The organism is Gilliamella sp. B3783, from assembly GCF_026536125.1.
Taxonomy (GTDB): domain Bacteria; phylum Pseudomonadota; class Gammaproteobacteria; order Enterobacterales; family Orbaceae; genus Gilliamella.
Genome location: NZ_JAFNOU010000006.1, coordinates 1 through 18,277 on the forward strand (window position 1 = coordinate 1; position 18,277 = coordinate 18,277).

The 18,277-nt window shown below is 35.3% G+C and carries 15 protein-coding genes; 6 read left to right on the top strand and 9 right to left on the bottom strand.

Features of this window, described 5'->3' with window-relative positions:
- Positions 1 to 508: 508 nt before the first annotated feature.
- Entirely contained in the window at positions 509 to 658 is a 150-nt protein-coding gene (locus tag J3U59_RS06995; RefSeq protein ID WP_267332898.1) for a hypothetical protein, read from the top strand.
- Positions 659 to 746: 88 nt separating this feature from the next.
- Here J3U59_RS06995 and J3U59_RS07000 read toward each other — a convergent pair whose 3' ends face one another.
- The 4 genes from J3U59_RS07000 to J3U59_RS07015 all read right to left on the bottom strand — a co-directional run bounded on the left by J3U59_RS07000 (position 747) and on the right by J3U59_RS07015 (position 6,535).
- On the bottom strand, positions 747 to 1,241 hold the full coding sequence (locus tag J3U59_RS07000) for a hypothetical protein (RefSeq protein WP_267332899.1): 495 nt from the start codon (positions 1,239 to 1,241) through the stop codon (positions 747 to 749).
- Positions 1,242 to 1,442: 201 nt separating this feature from the next.
- The gene (guaA, locus tag J3U59_RS07005) at positions 1,443 to 3,026 is read right to left on the bottom strand and encodes a glutamine-hydrolyzing GMP synthase (protein WP_267332900.1); all 1,584 of its coding nucleotides are present in this window, start codon (positions 3,024 to 3,026) and stop codon (positions 1,443 to 1,445) included.
- A gap of 89 nt (positions 3,027 to 3,115) precedes the next feature.
- Positions 3,116 to 5,263, bottom strand: a complete 2,148-nt coding sequence (gene pta, locus J3U59_RS07010; protein ID WP_267332901.1) for a phosphate acetyltransferase — start codon at positions 5,261 to 5,263, stop codon at positions 3,116 to 3,118.
- A gap of 66 nt (positions 5,264 to 5,329) precedes the next feature.
- Entirely contained in the window at positions 5,330 to 6,535 is a 1,206-nt protein-coding gene (locus J3U59_RS07015) for an acetate kinase (protein WP_267332902.1), read from the bottom strand.
- Between the two features lie 194 nt (positions 6,536 to 6,729).
- Between J3U59_RS07015 and yfbV the strand changes: the two genes are divergently transcribed.
- The 4 genes from yfbV (at position 6,730) to cysK (ending at position 9,880) form a co-directional block, all read left to right on the top strand.
- Positions 6,730 to 7,188: a terminus macrodomain insulation protein YfbV gene (gene yfbV, locus J3U59_RS07020; protein WP_267332903.1), complete on the top strand. Its 459-nt coding sequence runs from the start codon at positions 6,730 to 6,732 to the stop codon at positions 7,186 to 7,188.
- Positions 7,189 to 7,197: 9 nt separating this feature from the next.
- A complete protein-coding gene (gene priC, locus J3U59_RS07025) occupies positions 7,198 to 7,698 on the top strand; it encodes a primosomal replication protein PriC (protein ID WP_267332904.1) in 501 nt (166 codons plus the stop codon).
- Positions 7,699 to 7,746: 48 nt separating this feature from the next.
- Complete coding sequence (locus tag J3U59_RS07030) at positions 7,747 to 8,400, top strand: hypothetical protein (protein ID WP_267332905.1); 654 nt, start codon at positions 7,747 to 7,749, stop codon at positions 8,398 to 8,400.
- A 514-nt stretch (positions 8,401 to 8,914) separates the two neighbouring features.
- Positions 8,915 to 9,880: a cysteine synthase A gene (cysK, locus tag J3U59_RS07035; protein WP_267332906.1), complete on the top strand. Its 966-nt coding sequence runs from the start codon at positions 8,915 to 8,917 to the stop codon at positions 9,878 to 9,880.
- Between the two features lie 99 nt (positions 9,881 to 9,979).
- On the opposite strand, the gene ruvB is transcribed toward cysK, so the two are convergent.
- Positions 9,980 to 10,984, bottom strand: a complete 1,005-nt coding sequence (gene ruvB, locus J3U59_RS07040) for a Holliday junction branch migration DNA helicase RuvB (protein ID WP_065799120.1) — start codon at positions 10,982 to 10,984, stop codon at positions 9,980 to 9,982.
- A gap of 14 nt (positions 10,985 to 10,998) precedes the next feature.
- Complete coding sequence (gene ruvA / locus J3U59_RS07045; protein ID WP_267332907.1) at positions 10,999 to 11,607, bottom strand: Holliday junction branch migration protein RuvA; 609 nt, start codon at positions 11,605 to 11,607, stop codon at positions 10,999 to 11,001.
- A gap of 637 nt (positions 11,608 to 12,244) precedes the next feature.
- Here ruvA and J3U59_RS07050 point away from each other — a divergent pair.
- Positions 12,245 to 12,586 (top strand): hypothetical protein, encoded by a 342-nt coding sequence (locus J3U59_RS07050; RefSeq protein ID WP_267332908.1) that lies wholly within the window; start codon positions 12,245 to 12,247, stop codon positions 12,584 to 12,586.
- Between the two features lie 284 nt (positions 12,587 to 12,870).
- Here the strand turns inward: J3U59_RS07050 and J3U59_RS07055 are convergent, their stop codons facing one another.
- From J3U59_RS07055 to J3U59_RS07065, 3 genes are all read right to left on the bottom strand, one after another.
- Positions 12,871 to 13,209: a YbaB/EbfC family nucleoid-associated protein gene (locus J3U59_RS07055; protein ID WP_065633450.1), complete on the bottom strand. Its 339-nt coding sequence runs from the start codon at positions 13,207 to 13,209 to the stop codon at positions 12,871 to 12,873.
- A gap of 33 nt (positions 13,210 to 13,242) precedes the next feature.
- The gene (dnaX, locus tag J3U59_RS07060; protein ID WP_267332909.1) at positions 13,243 to 15,369 is read right to left on the bottom strand and encodes a DNA polymerase III subunit gamma/tau; all 2,127 of its coding nucleotides are present in this window, start codon (positions 15,367 to 15,369) and stop codon (positions 13,243 to 13,245) included.
- Between the two features lie 904 nt (positions 15,370 to 16,273).
- Entirely contained in the window at positions 16,274 to 17,767 is a 1,494-nt protein-coding gene (locus tag J3U59_RS07065) for a hypothetical protein (RefSeq protein WP_267347216.1), read from the bottom strand.
- Positions 17,768 to 18,277: the final 510 nt, after the last annotated feature.

Here is an 18,277-nt window from a genome sequence, read left to right on the forward strand (position 1 = left end):
ATCAATTAACTAAACACGAAATCCGATTTATCTACTTTGCCAATCTAATATTAATCTTTATGGGATTGGTCGCCTTGTTAATTGCATATTCCTGATAACTATTGGCAAGCGGGGCGTAAGAAGGTCGTGAATATAAAAACATGATTTTTCAATCAACTCAATTAATGAAAAATACTTTTTTTAACCATAAATAAAAAATATTTTAATTAGGATAACTAAAATTCAAACATCCATACCAATTTAAAGTTAGTACTCAAAGAATCAATCAAATTAAAAATAAGCATCTAATCATACAAACAGCTTTATTTAAAATGAGATGTCTGTCTGGTTATACCCTTATTATTTATTAATGAGTGACTTAATAAAAACATCGAATTGATTTAAAACAATTTTAATAATTTTCCATGCAACAAAAAGAGAATATAACCATGAAATATTACTTATTAATTATTACTTTTGGAATGTGTAATTTAATTACTAGCTGCGCTTTTTATTATAGGTAATTGCAATGAAGTTTATCATGATATTAATTTCAACCTTATTACTTTCAGGCTGTATTACCGTTTATGAATGCGAAGGAGACCATAAAGAAACATATAATAATATATCCCCAACGACACAAGCACCTGAGGATAATACCAATAGTAAACAGCAATAAAGTAGTTATCGATTTAAATTTTTACGCTAATTATTTAGCGTAAATGTATTGAGTTTAAAGTTGAAAATCCAATAGTAATATTTTTTAACTATTTATTCTTACAATGCGTTTCTATTGGCATGAACGCCTGATTGAACCCATCTAAGCTAAATTTCATATTAACAGTTTTAGTTTTATTAAATGCTTTAACCAATAACATTTTTTTATCTTTTAAACTTTGATAGAACAGATGATCAAAATTACTGAATAGAATTTTATCATCAAACTTTAATTTTTGTTGGCTTAACTCTTTACCATCTACCGTAAAAATAAATGTCCACTGCGTTTTTGGTGTTATTAATTCATTCATAATTATTATCGAAATAATATTACTTTCACAACTAACACCTAATAAAACATCAGGAGTTGATGAAAAACGATCAAAATCAGCTGTGATTGCTAAATCTTTATTCTGCTTAGTTGTGACATCTAAAACTTCACCATAAACCCACTTACCACTCGTTTTAAGTTCATTTTTAGCTTGTACAGAAAAGATAAACAACATACCAATTATCACAACAATATAACTTATTCTTCCTTTCATTCACTATTCCTTATCTATCAATATGAAAAATTTTATTGTGTATCATGTTTATTTTAAACACGATTATTAATGATTAGAAAGTTTTTACGTGAAAAAAGATATATATTTATAGATTGAGATAGTTAATTGACATACATTTGGGACAAAAACGAAAGCCCTGCTTAACAGGGCTTTTATTAGTGTGATAAATGATAAATGAAATTATTCCCATTCGATGGTTGCTGGCGGTTTTCCACTAATATCATAAACCACACGGGAAATACCATTAACTTCGTTAATAATTCGATTTGATACTCGCCCTAAAAAGTCATATGGCAAATGTGCCCAGTGGGCGGTCATAAAGTCTACAGTTTCAACTGCTCGTAGTGAGACAACCCAATCATACCTACGTCCGTCGCCCATGACTCCAACTGAACGCACCGGTAAAAATACGGTAAATGCTTGACTGACTTTGTGGTATAAGTCAGCTTTATAAAGTTCTTCGATAAAGATAGCATCGGCTTTGCGTAGTAAATCACAATACTCTTTTTTCACTTCACCAAGAACACGCACTCCTAAACCCGGTCCAGGGAATGGATGACGATAAAGCATTTCGTAAGGTAAGCCAAGTTCTAAACCAACTTTACGTACTTCATCTTTAAATAATTCTCTTAATGGCTCGACTAGCCCCATTTTCATATCTTCAGGTAAACCACCAACATTATGATGAGATTTAATCACATGAGCTTTACCGGTATCGGCCGCAGCTGATTCAATCACATCTGGATAGATGGTACCTTGAGCAAGCCATTTGACATCTTTTAATTTTGCCGCCTCTTCATCAAAAACAGCAACAAATTCACGGCCAATGATTTTACGTTTAGCTTCAGGATCAGCTTCACCCTTTAACGCAGCCATAAACCGATCTTCGGCGTTAATAGCGATGATATTTAAGCCAAATTTATCACCAAACATGTCCATGACTTGTTTTGCTTCGTTTAAGCGTAATAAGCCATGATCGACAAACACACAGGTCAACTGGTCGCCAATTGCTTGATGTAATAATAAAGCTGTAACCGAAGAATCTACACCACCAGATAAGCCAAGTAATACTTTATCTTTACCAACTTTTTCTTTTATACGGGCAATTGCATCAGTAATAATTGAAGATGGCGTCCATAATTTTTCACACTGACAAATATCAATGACAAAACGCGTTAATAACTCTAATCCTTTAATGGTATGAGTAACTTCAGGATGGAATTGTACGCCATAAAACTGTTTTTCATCGTTGGCCATAATGGCGAAAGGACAAGTTTCTGTTTGCCCAATTAAGGTAAATGTGTCAGGTAATGAAGTAACTTTATCACCATGACTCATCCAGACATCAAGTTGCTCTATACCAGCATCATTGGTGCTATCTAAAATACCGTCTGTTAATTTTGATTTTGCAACAATATCAACTTTAGCATAACCAAACTCTCGTTGATTAGATGCTGTAACTTGTCCGCCCTTACCCACTTGAATCGCCATAGTTTGCATACCATAGCAGATACCAAGCACTGGCACGCCAGCGCTAAAAACATATTCAGGTGCGCGTGGGCTATTTTGTTCGGTAGTACTTTCTGGACCACCTGATAATATAATACCTTTAGGATTAAACTGTTTGATTTTTTCTTCTGATACATCCCACGGCCAAAGTTCACAATAAACACCAATTTCACGGACTCGGCGAGCGATCAATTGGGTAACTTGAGAGCCAAAATCGAGGATTAATATGCGCTGTTGGTGGATGTCTTGCTTCATTAATTTTATTCCTAAGGTATGAAATAATATAAAAAATAAGAGGTGATATTGTATCACCTCTTATCTATGGTTAGAACTGCATGCTTCGCTTATTTTGCAGCATTTTCTTGTGCTGATTGAATTGCAGTTAATGCAATAGTGTAGACGATATCGTCAACTAATGCGCCACGTGACAAATCATTAACAGGTTTACGCATACCTTGTAACATTGGACCGATAGACACAAGATCCGCTGAACGTTGTACCGCTTTATAAGTAGTGTTACCTGTATTTAGGTCAGGGAAGATAAATACTGTTGCACGACCAGCTACTTTTGAGTTTGGTGCTTTAGATTTAGCCACATCTGGCATTACCGCCGCATCATATTGTAACGGACCATCAATCATCAGATCAGGACGTTTTTCTTGCGCGATGCGAGTGGCTTCTTTCACTTTTTCAACATCGGCACCTTGACCAGAACTACCTGTTGAATAAGAGATCATCGCAACGCGTGGTTCAATACCAAAGGCAATTGCAGTATCAGCAGATTGGATAGCAATTTCAGCAAGCTCTTGCGCATTTGGATCTGGATTAATCGCACAGTCGCCATAAATGTAGACTTGATCTGGCATTAACATAAAGAACACAGATGAAACAAGTGAACTACCCGGTGCTGTTTTAATTAATTGTAATGGTGGACGAATAGTATTTGCTGTTGTATGCACCGCACCTGATACTAAACCATCTACTTCATTCGCTTCAAGCATCATAGTACCAAGAACCACATTATCGGCTAATTGTTCACGTGCAATAACTTCGGTCATACCTTTGTTTTTTCGTAATTCAACTAAACGCGGCACATATTTTTCACGAATTGATTCAGGATCAACAATTTCAACACCTTGACCTAACGTCACGCCCTGTGACGCAGCAACTTTACGGACTTCATCAGGATTACCAAGTAACACACATTTAGCAATATTACGTTCCGCACAAATAGCAGCAGCTTTAACAGTTCTTGGTTCATCACCTTCAGGCAATACCACCACTTTTTTCGCATTGCGAGCAAGTTCAGTTAATTGATAACGGAACGCAGGTGGTGATAAGCGACGAGCAGAATTCACTACTTCATTTAATGATTTAATCCAACTAGAATCGATATGATCAGCCACAAAGTTTTGTGTGTTTTCCATACGCTCTTTATCATCAACCGGAATTTCTAAGTTAAATTGTTGTAAATTGATTGAAGTTTGGAAAGTATTTGTTTGTACTGTAAATACAGGTAAACCGGTATCAAAAGCTGGTTGACATAATTTATAGATTTTGTCATCAATTTCATAGCCGCCTGTTAATAACACACCGCCGATTGATACACCATTCATAGCCGCTAAGCAGATAGTAACAAGAACATCTGAGCGATCTGCTGAAGTTACTAATAAGGCATTAGGTTGCAAGTGGTTAATGATATTAGGAACGCTTCTTGAACAGAAAGAAATATGTTTAATACGACGGTTTTTAATGCCACCTTCATTGATAATTTTAGCATCAAAATGTTTAGCAATATCGATTGCGCGGCAAGCGCTTAGATCCATATTCCAAGGAATACAACCAAGAACTGGAAGTGGACTATATTCGTTTAAATCTTTAATGGTGATTTTTTTATCGTCAAATTTTGGTGTGTGGTAAATTTCTGCAACATCTGGACGGGCAAGTGATTGCTCTTCAACTGGTGCATTCACTTTATTGACAATTACACCTACAATTTTTTCATTTTTAATACCACCAAAATTAGAGCGCGCAATTTCAATACGATCTTTAAGCTGCTCTGGTGTGTCTTTACCCATGTTAACTACAAAAATAATTTCAGCGCCAAGAGTTTTAGCAATATTATTATTTAGTTCATTCGCAAACGGATAATCTGATGTTGGCACAATACCTTCAACTAACACAACATCTGCACCTTTGGTGTTTTCAGCATAAAGCGCAACAATCTCTTCCATTAATACATCTTGTTGATTTAAACCTAATAGATTTTCAACATGACTCATTTTGAGTGGTTTTAAAGCGGGAATAGACGTGTTATGACTAACTAAAGTTGTAGTATTGTCTGGCGCATCTCCACCTGCTCTTGGTTGTGCAACGGGTTTAAATACATTTAGGTTAATACCTTGACGCTCCATAGCTCGAATAACACCAAGACTCACACCTGTTAAACCGACATTGGTTCCGGTTGGAATTAGCATAATAGTACGAGACATAATTCATTTCCTCTTAATTCTTTATTAAATAAAAACAAACCGCCATTTGGCGGTTTTAATTGTTTTTTAAGCAGTTAGACGCGCAGCATCTTGAGCAATAACGAGTTCTTCATTAGTTGGAATAACCATTGCAATTGCTGACCCCTCTTTAGTGATTGTACCACCTTTACCAAAACGGGCTGCTAAATTGCGTTCTTGATCAAGTTCGAAACCTAATAAACTTAATTTATTTAAAGCCATACGACGAACTTCTTCAGAGTTTTCACCAATACCACCAGTAAAGATGATTGCATCTAAACGTCCATCTAATAACATAGCATAACCACCAATATATTTGACTAAACGATGTACAAATACATCTAACGCATTTTTGGCGTTTTCGTCTGTGTCATAATTATCTGTAACGTAACGGCAATCGCTGCTAACACCGGTTAAACCTAATAAACCAGATTTTTTATTTAATAGGTTGTTAATATCAGCAACAGACATTTTTAAGTTGTCATGTAAAAAGAACATAATTGCAGGGTCGATATCACCACTACGGGTTCCCATCACCAAACCTTCAAGTGGCGTTAATCCCATAGAAGTTTCAACACATTTACCATTTTTGACAGCTGAAATAGATGCCCCATTACCTAAGTGACAAGTAATCACATTAGTTTGATCAACAGGTTTATTTAATAATTTAGCTGCTTGTTGGCTAACATAATAGTGACTTGTACCATGTGCACCATAACGACGAATACCATGTTTTTTATATAATTCGTTTGGAATAGCATATAAATAGGCTTCTTTTGGCATAGTGGTATGGAATGCTGTATCAAAAACTGCTACATTTTTGTTTTTTAAGTGAGGAAATGCAGCAAATGCTTCACGAATACCAATTAAATGAGCTGGATTGTGAAGAGGTGCGAATGCCGCTGCTTCTTCAATACCTTTTAGTACTGAATCATCAATAACAACAGATTGAGTATATTTTTCACCACCGTGAACAATTCGGTGCCCAATAGATTTAATACTATCTAATAATTCTGGTTTTTGTGGGAAGATACTATTAACAATAAATTTAATTGCTTCACTATGTGCAGCGCCTGCACCTAAAGATGCTTCGCCTTTAACACCATCGAGTTTCCACTTAATACGAGCATCGGGAAGGTTGAAACATTCAGCTAATCCAGAAAGAAATTCATCACCATTTTCAGGGTTGATAATAGCAAATTTTAAAGATGAACTTCCGCAGTTAAGAACAAGAGCGTTATTACTTGATGACATAGTAATTCCTATATTTTGAATAAAAAGATATATACCAATCAAAATTGGTAACTCAACACATGATTCAACAACCAATGTGATTACACTAAGGTGACTTCTGATATCGCACTTTTTGATATAAAATAGAGAGCCGCCAATTTGAATGGTGACTATTTTAAGACAATAAAATGTGAATGTCGAGGAATCCAAAAGATATGAGTATTATTAAAACCTTTAAGTCAGGTCAGTTATACATGCAGCTTTGCCCTAATGATAAAGAACTCGCTTATTCATTTCCTGAATTAAAAATCATTAATTACATAAAAACCGCGGCTAAATATCTTCCACCTATCATTATTGCGCTATTGGTCTGGCAATATTATATGCCAATACAACTGGCGGTAACCGTCATTACCATACTTTTTGCACTCAGTTTGCCATTACAAGGTATTTTTTGGTTAGGTAAACGCGCTAAATCGCCTTTGCCACTGAACTTAATAGACTGTTATAATCACATCAAATCACAATTGATTGCTAAAAAAATAATCATTGAAGATAAAAAAAACAATGATAAATTAACTTTTGAATCTTTTATGAGATTAATTTCGCTTGCCAAATTACATTTGGGTAACTATTTTGGTGAAGATAACAATTCTACTCATGATCAGAGATAAGTATTAGTCATGCCTAATTTATTAACTACTCTTAAGCAACAAATCGACGCACTTGAACAACGGGTTAATTTTTCGGATTTTCCTGAATATCAAGAGTGTTATTTTGATGAGCAGCTATTTAATAACAATAAAGTCATTGCTGATCGCTCTTTTTATCTTGAAAAAATAAAGCAAACTTACACAGCATTAACTCAATGCGTACTTTCGCAAAAATTGACTCAAATGACATTTTTATCTGAATCATTAGTTAATCAAATAGAAGCCCTAACACGTGAATTAGCTACTCATCAATTACGTCAAAAACAGCCAGAAACTTGCATTGAAGAAACGCTATCTGAAAAGCATGCACGCCATTTAGATTATTTACGTCGATTACAAGAGATGAAATACGAACTTGAGCTTAGCACAGATTCGCTTGATTACAAGAAAATTGCAACTATTGATAACCGTATTTATCGTTGCGAACAAGCAATCCAAAAGATTGAGTTAGAGATGGAAAGTGATGTTTAATCAAATAAGCGTATTTGAGTTAGCGATGTAAGCTTAATGTAGAGAAATATGGCGCCAAATTTTAAAAACTTTAGTATAGATGTGGTTGGAAAAAAAACTAAAAATCGCTTTAATCAAACACGTGATAAAAATAATATTATGGCGGGATATAGCGCTGTAAAAAAGCTTATTAGAATCAGTTTTTATACTGTTATCATTCTGAATTTTTTACTATTTTATTTTAAATCGATTAATGTCACCCTTCTTTCCAATATTTTCGACAGCAAAGTTTACATATGTTGGTCGTTAATTAACGTTATAATTAGTATAATCCTTTATAAACTAACTAAGCCCAATCTAATTGGTTTTTTAGATCCAATTTCACGCTCTAAAAGAGTTAAATATTTTGTAGGATACTTTTTTGAGTATTTTTGCGCTCTAATGGTTACGATGTATGTTGTTCCTCATAATTTAGTTTATATTGTTCCTAGCGAAATACAGACTTATACAACAGTATATAAAATGACTTCACCAGGCCCTTCGCGTGGAAAACATGGCCATTATAAAAATGGTATCAAGATCTATGAAAAATATACCGGCGATAGATTTTTTTTACCTTTTGATAAGTCCGACAATAAACAGTATCCACCCAAATTATCAGTCCAAATAAAAAATAATATATTTGGTTCTTATTTAGTGAGTTACCGTTTTTATAATAAGTGAAAACAGTTATGCATTTAAAAAGGGGTAAGATTTAACATAACAAAAGCAAATTAACGTAATAAAGCTACCATCGTTTTATTATTTTAATGATAAAAAGTAAAAATCAATCATTTATAAATAGAAAATCTTACTACATTGAATATATTAAAATATCAATCAAATTTGGCTGATAAATGTTAGGACAATGCACGCGATAAAACATTAATCATCAATCATGCATCTGTTAATAATATTTATTAATGCCATATCATTAGACAATTTTGATCAATTTAACCTATATCAATGTAACCACTAAATCTGTTATGCATTATGATCTTAGTAGCAATATACTCTTATTGAAATCAATGGATATTTTCAAAAATTCAACAACAAGTCGATGCCATATAGCCAAAATGCATATTGTTATAATTATTAATTAGTATCTTCTTTTTACGTTATATTTATAATAATCACTATAGTTAATAATTAATGAAGTAATGCTATTTCCTTTAAAGCGACAAATAAGGATTTTAATATGAGTAAAATATTTGATGATAATTCACAAACCATTGGTTATACCCCATTGGTACGATTAAAACACTTTGGTAAGGGCAATATTTTAGCTAAAGTTGAATCACGTAATCCAAGCTTTAGCGTTAAATGTCGTATCGCTTCTAATATGATTTGGGATGCAGAAAAGCGTGGTTTACTCACCTCTGATGTCGAGCTAATTGAGCCAACAAGTGGTAATACGGGTATAGCACTTGCAGCCGTTGCAGCGGCGCGTGGTTATAAACTGACTTTAACCATGCCTGAAAGCATGAGTATCGAGCGACGTAAGTTATTAAAAGCGTTAGGCGCAAATTTAGTGCTAACCGAAGCGGCTAAAGGTATGAAAGGTGCTATAGAAAAAGCGGAAGAGATTGTAGCAAGCAATCCACAAAAAAATATTATGTTGCAACAATTTAGTAATCCTGCTAATCCAGAAATACATGAAAAAACAACTGGACCGGAAATCTGGTTAGATACAGACGGCCAAGTTGATATTTTTATTGCAGGTGTTGGTACAGGGGGAACATTTACTGGGGTTACGCGTTATATAAAAAAAACGCAAGGTAAAAAAATAACTGCCGTTGCGGTTGAACCAACTAACTCACCGGTTATCACACAAGCACTAGCGGGCGAACTTATCAAACCTGGTCCACATAAAATTCAAGGTATAGGTGCAGGCTTTATTCCGGCAAATTTGGATCTCAATTTAATCGATCTTGTCGAAAAAGTATCTAACGAAGAAGCAATTGACACAGCGCGTATTTTAATGGAAAAAGAGGGAATTTTAGCAGGAATATCATCGGGCGCAGCAGTTTTTGCCGCTGATAAGTTAGCTAATTTACCTGAAAATGCCAATAAAACCATTGTCGTTATTTTACCATCTTCCGGTGAACGTTACTTAAGTACGGATCTCTTTAGTGGCATATTTACTGAAAAAGAATTAGGCTGATTTAAAAGAAAACCACCACACAAGGTGGTGGTTTACATACTGAATAATCAACGAATCATTTACCAATCGTGCAATCCATCTAGACTTATATGTTCCACTTTATACATCTTGAATAATTCCAAAATGACGGTAAGCATGAGGCGTTGCAATTCGACCGCGAGGTGTACGCTGAATATAACCTTGTTGGATCAAAAACGGTTCGAGTACATCTTCAATGGTTTCGCGCTCTTCGCCTATTGCCGCTGCAATGTTATCCAAACCAACAGGACCGCCCATAAACTTTTCAATGATCGCCAATAATAGTTTGCGATCCATAAAATCAAAACCTTCATTATCTACATCAAGCATATCGAGCGCTTGAGTTGCTATTGTTTCATCAACAATGCCTTTCGATTTTACATCCGCATAGTCTCTTACTCGTCGCAATAAACGATTGGCAATTCGAGGCGTACCACGAGAACGCTTAGCAATTAAATGCGCACCTTCTTGAGATAAATCCATACCTAAAAATTTGGCACTACGACTAACAATATATTCCAAATCTTCAACCCGATAAAACTCTAGGCGCTGCACAATGCCAAAGCGGTCACGTAGTGGTGAAGTTAATGAACCGGCGCGAGTGGTTGCCCCAATCAAAGTAAACGGGGGTAAATCGATTTTAATCGAACGTGCGGCAGGCCCTTCTCCAATCATAATATCTAATTGATAATCTTCCATTGCTGGATACAAAATTTCTTCAACCATAGGTGAAAGTCGATGAATTTCGTCAATGAAGAGCACATCGTTGGGTTCTAAATTAGTTAACATAGCAGCCAGATCACCCGCTTTTTCTAATACCGGGCCCGAAGTTGTACGCAAATTAACGTTCATTTCATTAGCAACAATATTGGCTAAAGTCGTTTTTCCAAGACCAGGTGGACCAAAGATAAGTAAATGATCTAATGCATCATGCCGCTGCTTAGCAGCTTGAATAAAAATTTTCATCTGCTCACGAACATGCGGTTGACCAATATATTCATCCAAAAATTTAGGACGAATTGCTCGATCTAATGATTCTTCTTCTTTTTGAGCCTGAGGAGCTATCAAACGATCCGCTTCAATCATATCCTTGACCTATTTTATAATGCTGATTTTAATGCTTCACGAATAAGCGTTTCACTATCCATTTCTGGCTTAATGACTTTACTAATAATGCGACTAGCTTCTTGCGGTTTATAACCCAGTGCAATGAGTGCAGAAACTGCTTCGCTTTCAATTTGATTAGACGTTTTTTTAAGGTCGCTTGATGAAATTATACTACTAGTTGTGGACAAATCTTCGCCAAATCGTTTCAGGCGATCTTTCATTTCAACAATCAAACGCTCAGCGGTTTTCGTCCCCACGCCTGGTAATTTAACAAGTGTTTTGATTTCACCTTGTTCAACAGCACTAATAAATTGTTGGGCTGACATACCCGATAAGATCGCCAATGCCAATTTAGGTCCTACCCCATTCACTTTAATCAGTTCTCGAAATAGCTCTCGTTCTTGCTCATGATTAAAGCCATACAATACTTGTGCATCTTCACGAACGGCAAAATGTGTTAATACAATCACTTCTTTACCATTGTCCGGTAACTCATAAAAACAGGTCATTGGCATAAATACTTCATAGCCAACACCGCCGACCTCGATTAACACTTTGGGTGGTTGCTTTTCTATAATGAGTCCTCGTAAACGCCCTATCACATTTAATCCTTAATAAAGAGTATTATTTAACTTTATTTTAACTATCAATAACCGAGGTTTTAAACATCGCTTAAATAAAATAATAGAAATTATTTGATAGTCAGTATTAACAACATTTATAAAATAACTAGTTTGTAGTTTACCTGATAGATAATAATTAATAAAGAAAAACTGTATAAATAGACAGGCAAAATCATATACCAATTTTGGTCATTACTTATTATTGAAAGTAAGGCCTAATAATCATTTATATACATGACACGGGTAAATAGTGCTAAATCTATTTATAGTAATGCTTATAAATTATAATCATTAACATCAGTTTTCTAGGAATAACTTGAATGATTAAGGAGTATTATGCGTGATTAGTCAAATTAAACATTTGTGTCCGAATAAGAATAATAAAGATAACTATTAGGGCTTTATAAAAGCACTAGACGAAAAAAACGATTACTATTTTGCTAAAAAAGATATCAATAATCTACCCATCGAAGAACTAAAAATAGGTACAAAAGTTAGTTTTACTGCAAATGAAAAAGACGCAGGCAAAAGATATGCAACCGATATCAAACTTATCGATGAGCGAAAAATAAAAGAGAATATTGATGTATCGGATGCCAATTCCTTTCCTGATAAAATGGATGCTAAGACTTATCAAGCATTATTAATACACTCGGTACGACAAATCGAAAACATCACCGATCCAATCGCTTTTGAAGATTCTGTTTTTAACTTATTAAAAATAATTGGGTTGAATAAAATTTTTCAATTTGATAGAGAAAATCAAGCCGGAAAAGCGGATGGCTTTTTTATTATTGAAAATTTAGCGGTAATGTATGATTGCACTCTCAAATCAAATTATGAAGCATTTAAAGAAGAACAAATAGAAAATTATATTAATCAACTTAATCATAAAGCACATTTAACGTTCAATACAAAAAAATGGATGGACCAACGACGCCAAAAACAATTCCGCTGACAGGCAAAAGCAAACAAGTTTGGATTATCACTAAAGGTAGAAGCAAAAAAATCAGCGATTATGATAATGTTAAAGTCAAAGAAATATCAATTCATGATTTGTGCAAAATATTCCAAAAAAGATTACATAATATTAACTATGATAATGAAAAATTAATGAATGATTTTATTTTTATTGCTAAATAATTTCTATAAATAAATGGGAAGACTAGAAAACTAGCCTTCCCACTAAATTAGATAAAGTTAATTTTTATACCGACAATAATCAATATTCAACGGCAATCATTAAAATGGCATTTTAAAGCCTGGTGGTAATTGCATGCCACCGGTAACTTGTGCCATTCGCTCTTTTTGCGCCTCGTCTAAACGACGAGTAGCATCGTTATAAGCAGCAGCAATAAGATCTTCTAACATCTCTTTATCATCTTCTGTTAACATTGATGGGTCGATTTCAACGCGTTTGCAGCTATGTGCTCCATTGACTGTGATTTTAACCATTCCAGCACCTGATTCACCGGTCACTTCCAATTTAGCGATCTCTTCTTGAGCTTGCTGCATTTTTGCTTGCATTTGTTGGGCTTGTTTCATCAAATTACCCAAACCACCTTTTCCACCTGAAAACATATTTATTCCTCTTTTAAAACATTTAGCTGTCAATTATACAGGACGAATACTCGCTTCATCAATCTTCGCTTCAAAATATTGGCAAATCATCTCAATTTTAGTATCTCGTTTGATGATCTGCTTAGCCTGTTCTAACTTTTGTTGATATAAATCTTCGCGCATTTCTAAAGGCGTTTTATTTTCTTGATTATCATCAATCATTACCTTGAGTTTTACTAATTGTTGTCGATGGTTAGATAAAGCTTTTTCTAATTTGTTAGTATTAACAGATGAGTTGATCAGATGTTTAACTGACGAGCGCATATGTAAGACAACATTATTTTCATCAACTTGTTCTAAAAATGAATTTATTGCTATTTGTTTAATTAACGGAGCCAATTCTAGTTGTTCGATCTCTGCACACCATTTATCTTTTTGAGCCATTTCACCAATAAGTTTTTGAGTCATTTCTGGTGTTTTATCACCATTTAATGATTCTCGAAAAGCCTTTGTATCGATAACCATATCATCTTTAGTTTCAACCAGACCATAGGATTGCCATTGATAATTTTCAGCAGTAATCTCTTCTTCGTCATTATCATTAATTGTATGGCTATCTAGTTCAGTATTTTTCTCTTTCTCGTTAGTTAATGGCAAAATGTTTTTTATACGCGCTAATGAGGAGTGCTCCTCGCCATTTTGTGACTGCTCTTTTCCAGCCACTGATTCAGACTTTTTTGTATTTTGCTCCTCTTTGATTAATTGCATTCTCATTTCTAAAATATTTTTAGTAATCGAGGATGCTTCATCAGGGATGACTAAGTCTGATTGTGCAACATTATCCTTTACATCTTCTGTTATCGTTTGTTCAGCTACAATCTTTTCTGTTGTGGTTGACCTTATTGGTTCCAACTTTTGTTGTTCTTTAGCATTAGACGAATTAACTGAAGTATTTTGTAAGTTTGACTTCGGTTCAATACGTTGCTGATTTTGCTGACTTGATACCATTGGCGGGACTTGTGGTTTGCTATCCGCCATTTTTGGTGATTGCTCAGCGACTTTAGCTTGCTGGGTATGCGGTTTAACTGCCTCATTTGTCTTAGGGATAAAGGCTAACGCACGTAGAAAGCTCATTTCAACACCAACTTTTTTATCAGGTGCATAAGCAAGTTCTTTTCTACCCATCAACAAAATTTGATAAAACAACTGGATATCATTTGGCGCCATATATTGTGCTAAAAAGCGTATGCGATCTTCATTATCACTGTAATCCCCCAATGCAGTAGGAACGACTTGAAGTAATGCTATTTGATGTAAAAGTGCAATGCTATCAGCAAGTAGATTATCCCAATCAACACCTTGCGTCGCAGCAACATTAATTTGCTGCATTAAAGCATTACCATCCCCGTGATAAAGCGACTCTACTAGTGAAAATGGTATTGATTTATCTAACGTGCCTAGCATCATGGCAACTGACTCAGCTTCGACTTTACCATTGCCTAAAGCAATCGCTTGGTCAGTAAGACTTAACCCATCACGCATACTACCGTTAGCTGCTTTGGCCAATAACTGTATCGCTTTACTATCACTTTCGATCTGTTCGAGTTGTAAAATGTGTGATAACTGTTCGGCAATTAACGAGGTATCAAGTACATTTAAATGCAAATGCAAACAACGAGATAAAATCGTAATCGGTAATTTTTGTGGATCGGTTGTGGCTAATAAAAATTTTACATGTTCTGGTGGTTCTTCTAATGTTTTTAACAAAGCATTAAAACTACTACGTGAAAGCATATGGACTTCATCAATTAGGTAAACTTTGAATCGTCCTTTAGTTGGCAAATATTGAATATTATCTAAAATTTCACGCGTATCTTCGACTTTTGTCCTTGATGCTGCATCGATCTCAAGCAAATCAACAAAGCGACCTTGTTCAATATCGCGACAATTATCACAAACACCGCAAGGCGTTGCAGTTATACCTGTTTCGCAATTTAAACCTTTAGCGAGTAAACGTGCGATAGACGTTTTCCCAACGCCGCGAGTACCCGAAAACAAATAAGCATGGTGTACGCGCCCAAGTGAAAGCGCATTCGACAAAATTTTTAAAACATGCTGCTGTCCAACCACTTCAGAAAATGATTTTGGTCGCCACTTACGTGCCAGAACTTGATAACTCATAATCACCATTACTAATTGCTAATGAAATTGCCAATTATCATATCATAATGTGTCAAATTAGTCTTTACTATGCCGATAACCGATTTAATATTCGACAATGTTTTATACTAAAATGCATACCTTTCCTTAAACTTCATGTCAGGAATTTTTGGATGTAAAGTTTATTTAACAACCTATACGGCTGTGGGCATATAGTTACAGGTGCTCTTGGTGCTGGTAAATTTCTAAGCAACCTTTACGGCTGTGAGCCAAGTGGCTGTTTGAAAAATATTTAGAGGGCGTTTCTAAGCAACCTATACGGCTGTGAGCAAGTCCCTACAGTAGGACTTAGTTTAGTTACTTTTCTAAGCAACCTATACGGCTGTGAGCTAGAACGTGAGATACTATAATCGTTGTTAGTGTAAAGGTAAATGGTATTTTTTTTGATGATTTTTTAATGTTTTGATTTTATTTAATTTTAAATTAACTCGAAAAAAAGGGATAGCAATTGGGTTACTTGAATTCAAGTTTTTTTGTAAAATGAAACTGTATAGACTCCTCAATAATTTTTACAAAAATATTTTAACCAATTAAATATTGATTGTTTTTTATGTTTAAACGCATAGGGTTCCTTAAACTTTTTGGCAGTCATTATTTTCATTTATTAATCAAATTTGTTTCTTAAATTTCTTAATAGAATTTTTGGATTTTAGATTGGTTAAGACTTTGGACGTTGGTCGTTTTGTGATGTTTTCTTTTTTGTAAAAACGCCCGAGTAAAGAGGGGTTTATATGCCTTCCCCAAATTACTCGTATCGTTCATTTTTGCTTGCCGATGCTATCGGCTCGGATTGCCCCTGCCGCTAAAACCGCCCTTTTGTTGCTTAACCTTTATTACGCTTTATTAAACGCCCCCGACTTAAGGATTAAGGATAAGCGCAAACCCCCCCATAGCTACCGTCGCCGGGGTTGATCCTGATAACGTAGCCGTCTCTCGAGTAGACAGTCAACGGGTACGAAGAGCTGATGTCACTTGTCCAATCGTAGTTGTAGAAGAAGCCGGCAGCGGTATAATCGCTCATGTTGCCCCATTCGGTAAACAAACCCGCACCAATATTACGCTGGTAACCATTCCAATTCGATGACGGCGTGGCGCCCACTGCTCCTTGGCAAAAAAAGCCTGAACTAGTTCCCGAACAAACCGCGTTAGTTAAGTCTTTGACCTGTGGCAGGCGGTAACCGCCGCCTAAATTGCTACACCAGGATGAGGTGTTAGCATAAGTATCTTGTTTATTTCTACGGTTAACGAACCACTGTTTTAACACAAAGCCATAGCTTAATACCGTTTTATTACGACTATCTTTACCGACTAACACGAATGTCTGTGGCAAGATGGGAGTAGCGACGCTACCCGGTGTGGCTGAATTGATTTGGGATGCTGTTGCCGCCGGACCCGTGAGGGTGACGCGAATGTTATTAGCATTATCGGGGGATGGCGTCATGGTGGCGGTAATACCGCCTTGGCTGACTGTTGGCCATGTCAATGCTGAACCTTTAACACCACCTATGTCTAAATCAAAATACAGATTATTAATACCAGTAGTGGGGAAGTTACGACTGTAAGTTGATGGCTCAGTGGATTGTACCAGAAAACCTTTATCCGGATTCCAGATAGTGGCGGGACCGGCGTATTTGCCGTCACCATAATTCAGATTGGGTTTGGCATAACAGATTTTTGGTGCGGCTTTAGGACTGATATAATAAGTAGCAGAACTACCATTGAAACTACGACTATTAGGCAGCCCATACTGAGTAGCTATACTTCCATTAGTACTGGTTAATTCCACTTTATAAGGCGCATCACAGATATCTAAAGTAGCACTACGACTCACAGCATGATTGGCTTTATCGGTAATACGCACGCTTAAATTACCGGTAACAGCAATACCATTAGTACCTTGACCATCACCATCTTCATCACCCCAATAATTATAGGGTGCACCAATTAAAGCACTTAAGGCAATGGAATTGGTATTGGTAGGTATTGACATAGCAATATTAACAAAACTCTGATTAGCTACCGGCAGCTGTATTGGGTTGACTGCGGTTGAACTATTGGTTGCTGGTGTAATGTGAGTACCGTCGGATAGGGTAATCCATAACAAACCATCTGTAGTGGTAACCTTAGTTACCCCATTATCAAAGGTTAAATAAGGTGGATTACCATGAATATATTCAGTTGTACTTGCCGATAATGCTTGAGTATTAGAGCAATAAAACAACAATAACATCGGCATCCATGCTAAACCAAGTTTAAATAACCTACCTGATGCTTGAGTTTGAGTATAAACCCCTAGTGAAGTTAAGATTAACCTTAAATTTATATCTTTAATTAAGCTTAAGGATAACGCTGAGCTCAAAGCGTATCTTTTGTTTACACTTATTGCTAAAAAACGATGATTATTTACGCTGTTTCGATGAAATAAGTTAAAAGTAGAAGTAAGAATTGAATTAAATTTCAGCCTAAAGAGAGATTGATGAGTTTTTAAAACATTATTTTGCCAGCGCTGGTGTCTGGTGTCTGGTGTCTATAATTATACTGCATGGCGTTCCATCCGTCAACTAATCTTTTATTTTATTTAGTTTTTTTTATGCTAAACGGCTATAAATTAAGCCTAAATCGTTTTAATTATAAGGGGATAATAAAAAAAAGCCACTCATTCAGCCGAATTATTTGTAAGGAAATGTAAAATAGCAAGATATATTTGAAATATATCGTATTATTTTTTATTCGAAAATATATCACCCCTTTTATTTCTTAAATTTCTTAATAGAATTTTTGGATTTTAGATTGGTTAAGATTTTGGACACTGGTCGTTTTGTGATGTTTTCTTTTCGGTGAAAACGACCGAGAAAAAAAGAGGTTTATG